This is a genomic window from Mesorhizobium sp. M2A.F.Ca.ET.037.01.1.1 (assembly GCF_003998075.1).
Taxonomy (GTDB): Bacteria; Pseudomonadota; Alphaproteobacteria; order Rhizobiales; family Rhizobiaceae; genus Mesorhizobium.
On record NZ_RZSA01001216.1, the window covers coordinates 1 to 1,729 of the forward strand.

The following is a 1,729-nucleotide window of genomic DNA, read 5'->3' on the forward strand; positions in this document are numbered from 1 at the left end:
GCCAGGGACTGAGCAAGCATTTCGGCGGCATCCGCGCCTTCACCGATGTCGGGTTTCAAGCCCGGCGAGGTGAGGTCACCGCGGTGATCGGCGACAATGGCGCCGGCAAGTCGACTCTCATCCGTTGCCTGGTCGGCGTGCATGTGCCCGACGGGGGCACGATCTATTTCGACGGCCGCCAGCACCCGTTCTCCAATCCGGACGAGGCGCGCAAATCGGGCATCGAGACCGTGCACCAGAACCTGGCGCTGATCGACGAATTGACGGTGGCGCAGAACCTTTTCCTCAACCGTGAGATCGTGCGCCGCATCGGCCCGTTCGCCCTGCTCGACCGCAAGGCGATGAAAGACGAGGCGCGCGCCATGCTGTCGCGGCTGTCGATCAACGTGCCGTCGGTGACCCAGCGCGTCCGGCGTCTCTCGGGCGGCCAGAGGCAGGCGATCTCGATCTGCCGCGCGGCGGGGTCGGGCGCCAAGCTGGTGGTTATGGACGAGCCGACGGCGGCGCTTGGCGTGCAGGAAACGGCAAATGTCGAGGCCCTTATCCGTAAGCTGCGCGAGCAAGGCGTAAGCGTTATCCTGATCAGCCACAATTTTGATCAGGTGCGACGGCTCTCCGACCAGATCTGGGTGATGCGCGCCGGCAAGATGGTGGCGACGGTGCGCTCGTCCGAAACCACCGGCAACGAGCTCGTGGCGCTGGTGACCGGCGCGGCGTGACAGCCGCGCCGCGCATGGAATTTGAAACAAACTAGCGAAGGAGTTCGCCGTGGCGCTGATCCGTGTCGGGCTTGTGGGTCTTGGAGAGGTCGCGCAATCGATCCATCTGCGGGTGTTGGCCGACCAGCGCGACCGCTGGGTCATCGCTGGCGCCCATGACGTTTCACCGAGCCTGGTGAAACTCATCACCTCGCAATACCCAACCGCCAAGGCCTATGAAAGCGCCGAGGCGCTGATCAATTCGCCGGATATCGACGCGGTCTTCGTGCTCTCACCGGACGACACGCACAGCCGCTTCGTCCGCGCCGCGATTACAGCCAACAAGCATGTCCTGCTCGAAAAGCCCGCCTGTCTGACGGTGCGCGAGATCGACGAGCTGATGGCGCTGAGCAGGGACTACGAAAAGACAATCTTCATCGGCTATATGCGCCGCTACGCGCCGGCCTATCTGGCGGCGCGAGACGAGTTGCCGGCACACGGAGACATCACCCATGTGCGCATTTTCGACCTGATCTCGGAAGGCCGGCATTTCCTGAAGAAGAGCCAGAACATCCTCTATCCGCGGGACATCGACCCGGCGATCCTTTCGCGCGGTGCCGAGGAGCGCGACGCGCTGATCCGCGAGGTGGTCGGAAAAGACGCCTCGGCCGAGCTCGTGCGCGCCTATCGAGGCCTGACCGCGCTCTCCTCGCACCACATCTCGGCCATGCGTGGCTTGATTGGCGAGCCACAGCGGGTGGTGGCGGCGCACCACACCAATGGCGGCGCCAACACCAGCGTCACCTTCGATTACGGCCACTTCGCCTGCCTCTATGACGCGGTGGTCGACGATCTCGGCCTGTTCGATGCCATGATCGAGGTTCGCTCCAACACCAAACGGGTACGGATCATCTACGACACGCCCTATATCCGCAGCCTGCCGACGCGCCTGGAGGTGACGGAGGCCGGGCCGCTCGGCCCAGTGACGAAGGCCTTCGGACCGCTCTATGGCGATGCCTTCTCCAACGAGC

General features: G+C 64.3%; 2 protein-coding genes. Both read left to right on the top strand.

All coding sequences use genetic code 11. From position 1 onward, the window contains the following. Positions 1-719, top strand: a 719-nt coding sequence (locus EOA27_RS35255) for an ATP-binding cassette domain-containing protein (protein WP_145970789.1), incomplete at its 5' end; no start/stop codon positions are given. Positions 720-768: 49 nt separating this feature from the next. Beyond that, positions 769-1,729, top strand: a 961-nt coding sequence (locus tag EOA27_RS35260; protein WP_145970790.1) for a Gfo/Idh/MocA family oxidoreductase, incomplete at its 3' end; no start/stop codon positions are given.